Source organism: Paraburkholderia phosphatilytica, assembly GCF_003443895.1.
GTDB classification, from domain to species: domain Bacteria; phylum Pseudomonadota; class Gammaproteobacteria; order Burkholderiales; family Burkholderiaceae; genus Paraburkholderia; species Paraburkholderia phosphatilytica.
Map to the genome: position 1 here is coordinate 44723 of NZ_QQOA01000025.1, position 13710 is coordinate 58432.

Annotated in this window: 12 protein-coding genes and 1 pseudogene; 7 read left to right on the plus strand and 6 right to left on the minus strand. The window is 66.0% G+C overall.

Features of this window, described 5'->3' with window-relative positions:
- Positions 1-89 precede the first annotated feature (89 nt).
- Together DVS29_RS23935 and DVS29_RS23940 are read right to left on the minus strand one after the other, a co-directional pair.
- The gene (locus tag DVS29_RS23935) at positions 90-827 is read right to left on the minus strand and encodes an amino acid ABC transporter ATP-binding protein (RefSeq protein WP_118183051.1); all 738 of its coding nucleotides are present in this window, start codon (positions 825-827) and stop codon (positions 90-92) included.
- 41 nt (positions 828-868) lie between these two features.
- The gene (locus DVS29_RS23940; RefSeq protein ID WP_118182999.1) at positions 869-2209 is read right to left on the minus strand and encodes an NAD(P)/FAD-dependent oxidoreductase; all 1341 of its coding nucleotides are present in this window, start codon (positions 2207-2209) and stop codon (positions 869-871) included.
- A gap of 137 nt (positions 2210-2346) precedes the next feature.
- Here DVS29_RS23940 and DVS29_RS23945 point away from each other — a divergent pair, with 137 nt between their 5' ends.
- From DVS29_RS23945 to DVS29_RS23960, 4 genes are all read left to right on the plus strand, one after another.
- Positions 2347-3249, plus strand: a complete 903-nt coding sequence (locus DVS29_RS23945) for a LysR substrate-binding domain-containing protein (protein WP_118183000.1) — start codon at positions 2347-2349, stop codon at positions 3247-3249.
- A 168-nt stretch (positions 3250-3417) separates the two neighbouring features.
- Positions 3418-4236, plus strand: coding sequence for a hypothetical protein (locus DVS29_RS23950; protein WP_124800710.1), 819 nt, complete (start codon positions 3418-3420; stop codon positions 4234-4236).
- A 383-nt stretch (positions 4237-4619) separates the two neighbouring features.
- Positions 4620-4925: a hypothetical protein gene (locus DVS29_RS23955; RefSeq protein ID WP_118183002.1), complete on the plus strand. Its 306-nt coding sequence runs from the start codon at positions 4620-4622 to the stop codon at positions 4923-4925.
- Between the two features lie 100 nt (positions 4926-5025).
- A complete protein-coding gene (locus DVS29_RS23960) occupies positions 5026-5388 on the plus strand; it encodes a hypothetical protein (protein WP_240655772.1) in 363 nt (120 codons plus the stop codon).
- 19 nt (positions 5389-5407) lie between these two features.
- Here the strand turns inward: DVS29_RS23960 and DVS29_RS23965 are convergent, their stop codons facing one another.
- The 3 genes and pseudogenes from DVS29_RS23965 to DVS29_RS23975 all read right to left on the minus strand — a co-directional run bounded on the left by DVS29_RS23965 (position 5408) and on the right by DVS29_RS23975 (position 6347).
- Positions 5408-5695 (minus strand): HigA family addiction module antitoxin, encoded by a 288-nt coding sequence (locus DVS29_RS23965; protein WP_118183003.1) that lies wholly within the window; start codon positions 5693-5695, stop codon positions 5408-5410.
- Between the two features lie 10 nt (positions 5696-5705).
- A pseudogene (locus DVS29_RS37950) lies at positions 5706-5955 on the minus strand (type II toxin-antitoxin system RelE/ParE family toxin).
- An 86-nt stretch (positions 5956-6041) separates the two neighbouring features.
- Positions 6042-6347: a hypothetical protein gene (locus DVS29_RS23975; RefSeq protein WP_118183005.1), complete on the minus strand. Its 306-nt coding sequence runs from the start codon at positions 6345-6347 to the stop codon at positions 6042-6044.
- A 353-nt stretch (positions 6348-6700) separates the two neighbouring features.
- Between DVS29_RS23975 and DVS29_RS23980 the strand changes: the two genes are divergently transcribed.
- Positions 6701-7648, plus strand: a complete 948-nt coding sequence (locus tag DVS29_RS23980) for a hypothetical protein (protein WP_124800711.1) — start codon at positions 6701-6703, stop codon at positions 7646-7648.
- A gap of 306 nt (positions 7649-7954) precedes the next feature.
- Here DVS29_RS23980 and DVS29_RS23985 read toward each other — a convergent pair whose 3' ends face one another.
- Positions 7955-8431 (minus strand): hypothetical protein, encoded by a 477-nt coding sequence (locus tag DVS29_RS23985; RefSeq protein WP_118183007.1) that lies wholly within the window; start codon positions 8429-8431, stop codon positions 7955-7957.
- 266 nt (positions 8432-8697) lie between these two features.
- Between DVS29_RS23985 and deoA the strand changes: the two genes are divergently transcribed.
- Positions 8698-10020: a thymidine phosphorylase gene (deoA, locus tag DVS29_RS23990; protein WP_240655773.1), complete on the plus strand. Its 1323-nt coding sequence runs from the start codon at positions 8698-8700 to the stop codon at positions 10018-10020.
- A gap of 640 nt (positions 10021-10660) precedes the next feature.
- Complete coding sequence (locus DVS29_RS23995) at positions 10661-13696, plus strand: PAS domain-containing sensor histidine kinase (protein WP_118183009.1); 3036 nt, start codon at positions 10661-10663, stop codon at positions 13694-13696.
- Positions 13697-13710: the final 14 nt, after the last annotated feature.

Consider the following 13710-nt stretch of genomic DNA (forward strand, 5'->3'; position numbering starts at 1 on the left):
GAACTGCGTTGGACGGATGAAAGCGCAAACGGTGAGCAGTGCTCCGGTGGCCCGCGATGCGCGGGCAGCACCGCATTCGGTTCAGTCGGTCAATGCAGGATGCGCGACAGGAACTCGCGGGCGCGCGCCGAGCGCGGACGATCGAAGAAATGCTCCTTCGTGTCGTCCTCGACGATCGCGCCGCCGTCCATGAACACGATCCGGTTCGCGACGCGCTTCGCGAAACCCATCTCGTGCGTCACGCACAGCATCGTCATGCCGTCGCTCGCGAGTTCGGTCATCACGTCGAGCACCTCGTTGACCATCTCCGGGTCGAGCGCAGAAGTCGGCTCGTCGAACAGCATCGCAACGGGGTCCATCGACAGCGCCCGCGCGATCGCGACGCGCTGCTGCTGACCGCCCGACAGCTGCGCGGGGTAACGGTCTTCGTGCGCGCGCAGACCGACCCGCTGCAGCAACGCGCGCGCCTTCTCGGCCGCTTCGTCACGGCCGCGGCGCAGCACCTTGCGCTGCGCGAGCATCAGGTTGTCGCGCACGCTCAGATGCGGGAACAGTTCGAAGTGCTGGAACACCATGCCGACCTGCGCGCGCAGCTTCGTGAGATTGGTCATACGCTGCGTGCCGTTCGCGGCGACGGTCAGGCCGTTCACGACGATCTCGCCGCGCTGCACCGGCTCGAGCCCGTTGACCGACTTGATCAGCGTCGACTTGCCGGAGCCCGACGGCCCGCAGATCACGACGACTTCGCCGCGCGAGACCGTCGCGGAGCAGTCGGCGAGCACCTGATGCTCGCCGAACCATTTCGACACGTTGTGCAGGCGGATCATGCGTCGCTCCTTCGAGGTGAGATGCGTGCGATGCAGCAGGTTCAGGACAGCGCGGCGCGCACGCGGCCACGCCACAGATCGTCGAGCCCATAGAGCGCGGCGCCGAGCGGCACCGCGACATGGCTCGCGACACCCGCCGCGCTGACCGGGAACGCGCCTTCGCCGAACGCGCCCGCGTCGCGCTCGACACCCAGCATGTGCCGCGCGATGCGCTGGCCCAGGTAGCTCATCAGCGCGACGCCGTTGCCGTTGCAGCCGAGCGCGTAGTGGATGCCGTCGTGCTCGCCGATGTGTGCGAGCTTGTCGCCGGTCATCGCGACATAGCCTTTCCATGCGTGCGTGATCCGCACGTCGCGCAGCGCGGGCCACAGCTGCACCATCTTCGAATGCAGCAGGCGCGCGGCCGCGCGCTCGTCGACCTCGCGGATCGCGGGCCGTGAGCCGAAGATCATCCGCGTGCCGTCGGGCGATGGGCGTGTGTAGAACAGGTTGCGCTTCGAGTCGCTGATCATCCGGCGGCCTGGATTCAGCACGTCCATCAGGCCGGGCGGCAGCGGTTCCGTCGCGATCTGGTAGCTCGCGACAGGCAGCACGCGGCGCGCGAAGAACGGCAGCAGGTTGCCGGTGTAGCCGTTGGTCGCGACCAGCACGTGTTTCGCGTCGAGCACGCCGCGCGCGGTGTGCAGGCGAAAACGCGTGGCGGGCGAACTGTTGATCGCCACGCGTTCGATCCGCTCGACGGCCGCATGCGAATGCAGCGTCGCGCCGCGGCGCCGCGCGAGTTCGCGCAGCGACCGATGGTATTTCGCGGTATGCAGGCCGCCGTATTCGTCGACGAGGATGCCGCCGTAGTAGTAGTCCGACGCGATGATCGCGCGCTGTGCGTCGCGCGTGATCGTGTGTACGGTGACGCCGGTCTTGTCGCGCAGCAGTTCGCCCTGGCGGCGCAGCTGTTCGAAATGCCCCGGCGTGTACGCGCCGAAGAAGCGGCCGGTGATGCGCAGATCGGCGTCGAGCGATTCGTCGGCGACGAGGCGTTTCAGGTAGTCGAAGCTCGCCATCGATTCGTGCATCAGCCGCACGAGACGTTCGGCGGACACGCCGCGAATCGCGTTGGTCAGCGCGAGCTTCTGGCCGCTCGACACCATGCCGCCGCTGCGCGTGCTGCCGCCCGCGCCGAGCTCGGCCGCATCGAGCACGGCCGCGCTGGCGCCATGGCGTGCGGCTTCGGCCGCAGCGGACAGCCCGCAGTAGCCGCTGCCGACGATCGCGAGATCGACGCTCGCGGGCAATGGCGCGCGCGCCGTCTCGGGCGGTGCGGCTTCCCACCAGTACGGCGCGACGCGGAACGCGTCGTCGAAGAGCAGGGCATCGGGGCGCATGGAATTCGGCCGTTGCTTAACTGTAAACCAGTCTAGGTTTGCGGCGGCTATCCGGTCAAATAGCGACAAAAAGGGCTTCCATTCATTTTTGATATGGCAGGCTGCGGTTTGGCCAGCGCGCGACGGAGACAGCGGAGATGAACCAGAGGCAGATCGAGGCGTTCCGGCTGGTGATGCTGCGCGGTTCGATGACCGCCGCGGCGGCGGAACTCGGCACTTCGCAGCCGAGCATCAGCCGGCTGATCGCGGAACTGGAGGATGAAACCGGGCTCGCGCTGTTCGTACGCAACGGCGGACGGATCCGCGCGACGGATGCGGGCAGCGCGTTCTATCGCGAAGTGGATCGCAGCTTCGTCGGGCTCGAGAAGCTCGCGCATTCGGCGCGCGAGATCCGTCAGCTCGGCAGCGGGCGGCTGCGGCTCGTCGCGGCGCCGGTGCTCGCGCTGTCGTTCGTGCCGGCGGTGATCGAGCGGTTTCTCGCGGCGTATCCGCGCGTCGCGGTATCGCTCGAGATGCGCAGCGAAGGGACCATTCAGCGCTGGGCGTCGTCGGCGTACTGCGACGTCGGCTTCGCGACCACCACGCCGGACGCGTTCGGCGTGACGAGCGCCGAACTGTACCGCCTGCCCAGCCAGTGCGCGCTGCCCGCGCGTCATCCGCTCGCCGCGCGCAAACGCATCGCGGCAGCGGACCTGCGCGGCGAGCGGCTGATCCTGCCTTCGTACGCGGACGACACGCGCGCGTCGATCGACCGCGTGCTGCGCGAGGCCTACGCGGACCAGGTGCCGGCGATCGAAACGCCGTACGGCGCGACGATCTGCGCACTGGTGTCGCGCGGCCTCGGCATCGGCATCGTCAATCCGCTCGCGACGCTCGACACCAGTCCGAAGCGCATCGCGTTCCGACCGTTTTCGCCGGACATCGTGTTTCGCGGCTACACCGTGTGCCCGCAACTGCAGCAGACGAACCCGGTCGTGCGGGCGTTCCTCGAACTCGCGAACGAAACGATGGCGCGCGAGCTGAGCGCGTGGCGCAAGTGAGTGGTGTGACTGAATGGTGCAAAGGAGCGGTGTTTACCCGCATGCGGCTAAACAGCAGGACTGCCGTTATACATGAGCGCTTCTCTTCACCCGTTCGCCGGTCAAGCGGCGAACCGACATCGGCACTTGCGCATGCCGTCCACTTGCTGAAGGTTTGGAGTCTGTGCCATGAGTAAAGTCTCCGTATTGGTGGGCATGCTGTTCGCGAGCGTTTCCGTAGGCGCTTTCGCGGACGGTCCGGAAAGCGCTTACGATCACGGCGATCCCGCGGTCGCCCGAACGCTGTCGCCGAACGAATATCTGATCAATGCCGACGGTGCGCAGGAGGACCCGCAGCATCGCATGAGCGATGCAGCGCGCGCGTACCGCAACGGGTTGATCGCCGGCCGCAAGGAAGAAGCGGAGCGCGAAGCGAAAGTCCCGCCGCTGCCGCCGTTGCCGCATACCGTCAGCGAGGACGACAACTCGCGCTACACGAGCATTCCGCCGCAGGCACAGCCGCAGCCGCAGCCGCAGCCGCGCGCTTACGCGCAGGTACCGCGGCCGCCCGTTCACGTGCCGCAGCAGCAGACCGTCGCTTATCAGCCGGTGCAGCAGCCGCAACCTCAGCCGCAGGCGCAGATGGCGTGGCAGCCGCCGCAGCCGGTGGCCTATGCACAGCCGCGCCAGGTCGCGTACCAGCAGCCGCCAGTGCAATACGTCGAGACGCAGAACGTCTACACGCAGTCTGGTTTCAACTACACGCCCGTCGACGATCCGCGCACGCAGGCTTATGCGCCGCCGCCCGCGACGGTGTACGTCGCATCCGCCGATCCGGAGCCCGCGCAGTATGTGTATGAGCAGCCCGCGCCCAGCGCGCCGGTGATGATCGTGCAGCCACGGCGCGCGTACCGTGCGGTGCCGGTACGCTACTGGCAGCCGGGCTATGTGACGCGTTATGGCGATCAGCCGGCGTACGCGTACTCGTACTATCAGTCGGGCTGGTAAGTGCCGCTGGTTCGATGAACATCGGGGGCGCGCGGGATCGAAGCCGTCGCGTCCCTGATTATTTGCTGATCCGTGCGCATGGCGCGGAGATTGCGATGCTTTGCAGTGCGCAGCGTCTCGCGACGCGGCGATTGTAGCGCGGTGACGCTTCGATGCATCGGTCTGTGCGCCGCGGCATGCATGGACCGGGAAATGCTCCCACCGTAAAATCAGGAAATCCCGACACCGGTGGTGCTTTGGTGTTCGAGAAGCTGGTCGTACTATGCGTCATGCCCTGCCGACTCGATGGGGCAGGGCAGCGTAGTTGACGTTGCCGCACAGGTGCGATTGCGGACATCGATTGCCCGGATCGCGGCATCGCAACTTCGCTGGACCCACGTACCATGACTCCTTCCGCACTATCGGCCGATTGCGCCGACCCAACCTCATCTCAATCCGACGCCGGCAATGATGCAATCGCGCATCTGACCGCGCAGGTCGTCGTGCTGTGCAAGCTCGTCGACGCGGCGCTGTCGCATCTGTCGCCGACGCAATGCCACGGCGTCACGCAGGCGTTTCGCGGCGGCATCGAGGACGCGCTCGCTTCGATGGACGACGTCGTGTTCCCCGACGGCTATCGCGAATCGTTGCTCGGTCTTACCAATGCTTACCTGAACGAGTTGCAGCGAAGAGGGCAGCGTTTCGGTTGATGGCGCCGCCGTGCGTTGCTGCGTTCTTGCGGTAAAGGCGCGAAACGTACGGTAAGCCAGCTTCACAAACCTTGTGGCGATGCGCGTGTCTGAATGACCGATGCAACTTCAGTCATTCAACATGCGGGCTTCGATTATCTGGCTGGTTTTCGCACTTGCGCTGTGCGCGCTCGTGATGACGTCGTGCGACGACGGTTTCGATGGCGCCGACGACGTGACCCTCGACGGCGAGTGGTCGGGCTACGCCGCGCCATCCACGTCCACGTGTCTGGAACGGCTCTACTATCCTATCGGTCTGCGCACGATCGCGCTCGCAGACTTCTGCTACGGCGCGGCCGGCCTGCAGGCGCTGCACGACCAGTACCGCTTCAGCTACGCCGATGTGATCGATGCAGCGACGACGCTGCCGATGGAAAGCATCGCGCTGGGCGAGGCGCAGCGCGATGCGGGGGCCGCGCGGTGAGACGCGACTGCCGGCAGCGTCACGCCGTCGCAAGCGGGTGCAGTTCGGAGAAGTCGGCGTTCCTGGCCGCTTCCTCGAGATCGTAGTCGGCCTGCAGCCCCAGCCAGAACTGGGGCGTCGTGCCAAGCACGATCGAAAGCCGCAGCGCGGTGTCCGCGGACACGTTCCGGTCACCGTGGACGATTTCGTTGATGCGCCGCGGCGGTACCTTCATTGCGCGTGCAAGCGCATTCTGGCTAAGGTTCAACGGCTCGAGGAACTCTTCGCTGAGCACCGCGCCCGGGTGTACATTTTCGAGCTTTGCCATGTGCGGCTCCTCAGTGGTAGTCGACGATCTCGACATCGCGGACGTGTCCGTCTTCCCAGCGAAAGCAGATCCGCCACTGGTCGTTGATGCGGATACTGTGCTGGCCGCGCCGGTTACCTGCCAATGCCTCGAGCCGGTTCGCGGGGGGGAATGCGAAGGTCGGCAAGGCTGTATGCGTTGTGAAGCATCCGCAGCTTGCGGCGTGCGATCTGCTGGATCTCTCGCGGAAGCCGCCTGGAGCGGTCATCTGACCAGACCAGCGCGGTCTCTCTGTCCTTGAAGTTCTCGATCGCCGTCGACTGACTATAACGCGACGCGTTATATAACGCCAGCCGTTATAGCGTGCTCAGGGCGCCTTCTCCGGCAGATCGAGATCGGCCGGATCGCGCGCCTGATCTGCCGCCGCGTCGGGATTGCCTTTACCGGCCGCGCCGTCTTTCTCCGTCTTGCGCTTCGCACTATTGCGCGCGTCGCCCCGCGCGCGCGGGATCTTGCGTTTCGACGGCACGTTCAGGTCCGCGAGGTCGATCTTGTACTCGATGATCTTGCGGCGAATCTCGGCGATCACGAGGCTGCGGTCCCTGGACCACGACGAGTCCATCTCGATCTCCATCTGATCGAGACGCTTGAAGAGATGCCGCAGAACATTCATCGCCTTTCCTTGACCCTGAACCTTCGATCCCTGAGCGACCGCGCAACGGAATCGTCGAGTCGCATACGCATGTATACGGGGCGTCGTGAGCGGACTTGATACCTGCGACTGCGCAAAACGCGAAATCAGGAATTTCGGACCGGGCCGTTCAGTGTTTCCTTACGCGACGCATGGACGCGCGCGAAAACGGCCCGTTATGTGGGAAAGATGATGACGGCTTTCACGCGAATCGCACGGCATTTGCAACACGCTGACAGGTGCGCGCGGTGTCATCCGCGGTAAGGATGCGAAGTCGTGCGTCCGCCGTGACGTCCGTACAATCGCCGGCACGAGAACAGGCGCATGGTGACGATGTGAACGGGAAGCAGGTACGGACCAGACGCTATGCCCAGTTGTTCAGGCTGATCGCGCTCGTCGCGGCGACGTGGTTCGGCGGCGCGCAGGTTGCGCATGCCGCGTGTTCGCTTGCGGCCGGCGTTCGCGAGGAACTGTCGCTGCCGCCCGCGACCATCGCGGTGGCGCACGATGCGCCAGTCGGCGCGACGCTCGGCTCGGTGCGCGTCGCGGCGCTGCACGACGTTCCGTTCACGTGCGACGCGGGACCGAATCTGCGCGAGGTGCGCTTCGTGACCCCGCTGCAGACGGTACGCGATTTCGACAAGGTGTTTCCGACCAGTCTCGCCGGTATCGGCATGCGCGTGACCGCGAGCGGCGGCAGTTTCGCGGGTATCGACGACGGACCACGCGCGGCGCCGTATTCGCTCGCGCTGCCGCCGAAGGCGCAGCACCTCACCGGCTTCGCGCTGCAGGTCGATTTCATCAAGACAGGTCCGGTTCAGGACGGCGTGCTCGACGCAGGGCGGCTGCTCGACGTCGTGGTCGGTCACGCGGAACTCGTCGATGTGTCGATCCCGGCGGGGGCGATCACGTTCGTCGCGTCACGCCAGTGCGACACGGTGCATGCAGGTGGGATGGTCGCGGCGGGCGTAGGCACGGGCGGCGCGTTCTCGCAGGAGACGCTGGTGGTCACGGACGGCTGCAATCCCAGTGTGGCCGCAGTACTGCAACTGGATCAGCCCTACCGCTATGGCCGTGCGCCGATCGTCGCGCACGGTGCGCCGCCGGCGAATGGTACGGCGCACGCAGCCGCAGTTCGTGCGGGCGCGAGGCGGAATCTTCTCGATGATGGCTCAGGTGCCATGCAAGACGGCAGCGGTGCATTTGCTGCGGGCACAACGAGTAGCGGACAGTTCGGCGCGGGGCAGGCAGGTGTCTCGCATGGCGGGGATTTCCGCCGTTAGTCGGCAGGAGTCGGCGGTAGTCAGAGAGCACATCTCAGCTGATCGGCGCCTGCATCCACCAGAAATACGAAAGTCCGCCGAAGCGCGTCGAGGTGGGATACCGACGGCGGATCCCAGCAGTCCAATGCCAGAGCCGCTGGCAGTTAGTGGAATATCCTCTTGCACAATTCCGGAACTTGCAGGCCCGGCAGACAGACCGTTGCTACGACGAGAGCCAGCATCGATATCTAGCTGACCGGAAAAATACCGTCCGGAACGGCTCCGGGAACTGGTTGCGGCGATGATCGGCATGCGGCATGGACACTCCTACTCGGCAAGGTGAGACGCGTTATTCACATGGATAATGTCTAGTAGTACGAATGATACCAGACAGGCAATCAGCGAAAATGTAAAGAATTGGTAAAAGTCCGCCCACACTTTGAGCCGATTCCAGATTCCCGCGTCGCGGTCGGCCGTTTCGCATGTCGCCGGATCGACGGGTTGACGTGCACCACCTGCCGCGAACAGCGCACCGAATGCGATGCAGAAACCCAGGACGACCTGGATGAACCCGACATGCGAGAGAAGCGTCTCGCGGCTCGCTATCTCGTAAAGTGCCGTGGTCGTCCATCCCATTGCGACAAACCCCATCTGATACTCGCGGTACGCGCGCCATGGATCCCATTGCTCGGTCGGATCGAGCCTCCGGACGATCAGGAAAACGATACTGTTCGCGATCCACGGCCCTGCCGCAACGGCAAACACGTTGACCACGAACCACCAGATTTCGAGTTCCAGCTTCATCGGCGTGCGGCGCGCTGAACGTTGCGCGAGACGCGATCCGCATGGGTCTTCGAATCGATCGGGGTCATGCAGCGGCGGTTTCGGCGGCTCATCATCGTTTCATCTCCAGGCACCGGCACATGGTATGGGTGCCCCTGACGCGTCCGGTATCGGCCGAACGGCCAGCTGTCATGTCGTACCGCATCGCCCCTATACTGGATCCTTCGAGCCCGGCGTGGCCTGCCACCCCATGCGGCCGCAACGATCCCCGAACAGGAGCGCGCAACGTGTTGACGCAGGAACTGATTCGCCGCGAGCGTGACGGTTTGCCGATCGACGCCGCCGACCTCGCCGCATTCGTGCGCGGCATCGTCGAAGGCAGCGTGTCCGAAGGCCAGATCGCCGCGTTCGCGATGGCGGTGTTCTTCAACGGCATGCGTCTCGACGAATGCGTCGCGCTGACGCTCGCGCAGCGCGATTCCGGCGAGGTGCTGAACTGGGCCGGGTTCGGTCTGCACGGGCCGGTGATCGACAAGCATTCGACCGGCGGCGTCGGCGACCTGACCTCGCTGCTGGTCGGCCCGCTCGTCGCGGCCTGCGGCGGCCACGTGCCGATGATCTCGGGGCGCGGCCTCGGGCACACCGGCGGCACGCTCGACAAGCTCGCGTCGATACCTGGCTACGATCTGACGCCGGATACCGCGTATTTCCAGCAGGTGGTGAAAGACGTCGGCATCGCGATCATCGGTCAGACCGCGCAGCTCGCACCGGCGGATCGCCGCATCTACGCGATCCGCGACGTCACCGCGACAGTCGAATCGGTCGCGCTGATCACCGCGTCGATCCTGTCGAAGAAACTCGCGGCTGGCGCTGACGCGCTCGTGATGGACGTGAAGGTTGGCTGCGGCGCGTTCATGCCGACGCGCTCGCGTGCGGTGGAACTGGCGCGGAGCATCGTCGACGTCGGCAACGGCGCGGGCATGAAGACGACTGCGTGGCTCACCGACATGAACCAGCCGCTCGCGCCGTGCGCGGGCAATGCGCTCGAGATCCGCTTCGCGATCGACTATCTGACGGGACGCGCGCGGCCCACGCGCGTGCACGACGTGACGATGGCGCTCGCGACGCAGATGCTGGTGACCGGCGGGCTCGCCGCCGACGCGACGAGCGCGCGCGCCCAGCTCGACGCGGCATTGTCATCGGGCGCCGCGGCGGAGCGCTTCGCGCGCATGGTGCGCGCGCTCGGCGGCGCCGCGGATCTCGTCGATGCGCCGGACCGCTGCCTGCAGCGCGCGCCCGTCGTGATGCCGGTGCCGGCGCCGGTGCGTGGCGTCGTCGCGCGCATCGATTGCCGCGAGATCGGGCTCGTGGTCGTGTCGCTGGGCGGCGGACGGCGTCATCCGGAAGACGCCGTCGATCATCGGGTGGGTCTCACCGATCTCGCGGAACTGGGACAGGTCGTCGAGGCCGGGCAGCCGCTCGCGATGGTCCATGCGCGCGATACAGCGAGCGCCGCGCAGGCCGCCCGCGACGTGCTGGCCGCCTATGCGATCGAGACCAACGCCGTCATGCCCGAACTGCCCGTCACGCTCTACGAACTGATCGACTGACCTGCGTCAGGTCATCCGACATTCGATCAGGATGGCGAACGATAAAATTCACTGCGAAACACAAGCAAAAGCACGCGCCACAAACCGTCCAGGCAAAAAAAAGACGCCGGCGAAGACACGCGGCGTCAGGAGCTATTCCGACGTCGAGGACCGCCGGCAGCTGGGAGGACGACGCGGGCATCCGGCCGCGACGTCAGGTAAAGATTAAGGCAGGTGGGCACATCGAGGAAAGAGCCGGGCGGTAGGGAACGACTGGTAATCCGTTAAGGAAAGACTGATTCTGCCCGGCAGAGTGCGGTAGTGTGCCGCCATGTCCCGCGGTGCGCGGTTGCGCGAATGGTCAGTGCCGCGAAAGAAGAAAACACAGCATGGCGAATGAGTATGGCACGCCCGGAACATTCTTGCTTGCCGCTCCGTCGTGGTCCCGTTGGGGTGTTATGACCGGGTCCGTTGCAATTTGCGGTTGGTGATCGTCGCGTGCGATCGTTCAGCGTCGTCAAGGTCGACCCTGGGTCGGCCAGGGAAGGCGGCTTCTTGTACGGGCCTCGTTCGCGGCGCAGAATTCCTGAAAAGCTGAATAGCCGGTGACCCCACGCGGGGCCGCGCGGCTATCGTCACACCAAACGATCGATGTAGATCAATGTCAGAGAACGCGCCGCAGGGTGAAGACGAGCATCGACAGGGTTCGCTGCGAACGGGCGTTCGCGCGCCCGATCCGGTCGCGGGGCGCACCGAGCTGCTGCACTTCGCGCTGAATCGCGTTCACGAGGCCGCGTTTCTCGCGGACCGCACCGCGCGCTTCGTCTACGTGAACGAGGAGGCGTGTCGCTCGCTCGGTTACACGCAGCAGGAGCTGCTGCAGATGACGGTCGTCGACGTCGACGTGGACTTCGACTTCACCCGCTGGGACGAAGTCTGGTCCGCGCTGAAGCGTGTCGGTTCGCTGACGATCGAAAGCCTGCATCGGCGCAAGGACGGCAGCCGCTTTCCGGTCGAGATCAACGTGTCGCAGTTCGCGTTTGGCGGCGAGGAGTACAACCTCGCACTCGCGCGCGACGTGACGGAGCGCCGCCGCGCGGAGACGCTGCTGCGCGAAAGCGAGCGCCGCTACCGGCAGATTTTCGACAACGTGTCCGACGTGCTGTTTCTGGCAAGCGTCGACGCGGGCCGGCGCTTTCCGCTGATCGAGATCAACGCCGCGTGCGAAAGTGCGTTCGGCATCACGCGCACGGAGATGATCGGACGTCCCGTGGACGAAGCGATGCCCGCCGCGCTTGCGGGCACGCTGCATGATGCGTTCGTGCGCTGCGTCGCGGTCGAGGCCGCGATCGAGCAGGAGCTGACGCTGGAAGTGGGCGGCGAGCCGCGCTACTTCCATGCGACGCTGATGCCGGTACGCGGCGGCGACGGGCGGATCGCGCGCATCGCGGGCATTGCGCGCGACACTACCGGCAGCGTGCGCACGAAAGCGCTGCTCGTCACGCAGCTGGAACTCGAAGCGCAGTTTCGCCGGCTCGCGGAGAACACGCCAGACATCATCTGCCGCTACGATCGCGACTGCCGGCTTGTGTATGCGAACTCGGAACTCGTCGCGACGCTCGGCAAGCCGTTGCAGGACCTGCTCGGCAGACGGCCGCTGGACCGCATGTCGGCGCCAGGTTACGCGGACTATCAGCAGGCGCTTTACACCTGCCTCGAGACGGGCATCGAGCAGCAGGTCGAACTCACGCTCGCCGACCTCGGTCACGGCACGCGCCACCATCACATCCGCATCATCCCGGAGCGCGGACCGAACCGCGCGGTGACCGGCGTGCTCGCGCTCGGCCGCGACATTACCGAACGCAAGCGTGCGGAAGAGCGGCTCCACGCGAGCGAGCAGGCGTTTCGCGCGGTGGTCGAGCACACGCCGGACTACATCGCGCGCTACGATCGCGACTATCGGCGCATCTATGCGAACCCCGCGCTGCAGCGCATCGTGCCGCCCATTCCAGCCGTGCCGCTCGACCCGATCCAGGCGTCGGAGTCGCCCGTCATCGAGTTCGCGCAATACGTGGAGTGGCTGCGACAGGTGATCGAGAGCGGCGCGGAGATCGTCCGGGAGACGCGCTTTCGCGACGGCCGCGGCGAGGTCCGCTGGGGGCACGTGCGGCTCGTGCCGGAGTTCATGACGGGCGGCGCGGTTGGCAGCGTGCTCGCGATCTGCCGCGACGTCGACGAACTGAAGCGCAGCGAAGAGCGCTTTCGCACGCTGACCGAAAACTTCCCGGACTTCATCGCGCGCTTCGATCCCGCGTGCCGCCATCTGTACGTGAACCCGCTCGTCGCGAACTCGTTCGGCATGCCGCAGGACGCATTCGTCGGCAAGCGGCTGCATGAGATCCAGCCGGTCGACCAGCGCGAACAGAATGCGGTGCTGGAGGAAGGCATCCGTCGCGCGGTCGAGGAAGGCCAGTCGAACGAGGTCGAGGCGAGCTGGGAGATCGACGGCCAGCCGCACGTGTTCGAGATCCGTCACGTGCCGGAGAAAGACTCGGAGGGGAAGGTGGTGAGCGTGCTTGGCATCGCGCACGACATCACGCGTCTGCGCACCGCCGAAACCGCGTTGCGTGCGAGCGAAGCCGCGTTCCGCACGCTCGCGGAGAACGCGCCCGACATCATCGTGCGTTATGACCGCGAGTTCCGCTGTGTCTACGCGAACCCCGAATTCGAGCGGATCAGCGGGCTCGAAGCCGGCGAAGCGGCCGGCAAGACGCTGATGCAGCTGCCGGTCGCGCCGCTGAACGCACGTCGCGCGTTGCGGCAGAAGCTGCGCACGGTGATGGAAAGCGGTGTGCCCGAGAAGATCGATCTGACGTGGGAGCACGACGGCCGGCTCGCGAGCTGGTACGTGCGCGCGGTGCCTGAATACGACGCGGCGGGCGGGATCGAAAGCGTGCTGACGATCTGGAGCGACATCACCGACCGGATGGATGCGGAGCGGCGGCTGCGCGAATCGTACGCGCTGCTGAGCGAACTGACGTCGCGCCGCGAAACCGCGCGCGAGGAGGAACGCAAGCGCATCGCGCGCGAGATTCACGACGAGCTGGGCCAGCATCTGACGGCGCTGCGGATGGGCGTGTCGACTTTCGGCATCGAGTTCGGCAGCGGTCATCCGGCGATCGCGGCGCGCGTGCAGGGCATGCTCGGCATCGCCGACGACACGATGAAGGTGGTGCGCAACGTGATCACGCTGTTGCGGCCCGCGGTGCTCGACGAAGGCATCGTCGCCGCACTCGAATGGCTGACGCGGGAGTTTTCGCGCGCGAGCCAGATTGCCTGCCGGCTCATAGTGCCGTCCGGCGAGGTCGAACTCGACGACGAGCGGGCGACGGCATTATTCCGGATTACCCAGGAAGCACTGACCAACGTGATGCGGCACGCCGGCGCGGCGAGCGCGTGCGTGGCGCTGCGCGAGCGCGACGCGGGCTACGAGCTGGAAGTGCGCGACGACGGCCGCGGTTTCGATCCGGGCGAGGCACGGCGAACGTCGTTCGGGTTGATCGGCATGAAGGAGCGGGCGCTGATGCTGGGCGGCGAGATCGATGTGCACAGTTCGCCGGGACATGGCACGCAGATCACCGTGCGCCTGCCGGCTCGGGCGGTGCCGCAGCACAGCGGCAGCGGGTCGCTGCTCTGAGCGGGCACGACCGC